Below are 219 nucleotides of genomic sequence, written 5' to 3' on the forward strand. Positions count from 1 at the left end.
GGTACATCCGTTACGAACCGGAGTGATCTCAAACTGGATCGTTCCCGATTGCGTTGTACTTGTTGCCTGCAACACTACGTCAATTTCTCCGGTAGTAGAAGTTCCACTGGTTACACCTCCGGCCACTTGTGCATTTGTTGCATTAACAACCTGCCAGTGATAAACAATTCCTGATGGTGTTCCGTTTACATCAATAGTAACGGTTTCTCCCGTACAAAT

At 45.7% G+C, this 219-nt stretch carries 1 protein-coding gene; it reads right to left on the reverse strand.

Features of this window, described 5'->3' with window-relative positions; genetic code table 11:
- The coding region (locus ABGT15_RS14710) for a PKD-like domain-containing protein (RefSeq protein WP_367232217.1) at positions 1–219 on the reverse strand (219 nt) is incomplete at both ends.

It is taken from the genome of Flavobacterium enshiense, assembly GCF_040750275.1.
Lineage (GTDB): Bacteria > Bacteroidota > Bacteroidia > Flavobacteriales > Flavobacteriaceae > Flavobacterium > Flavobacterium enshiense_B.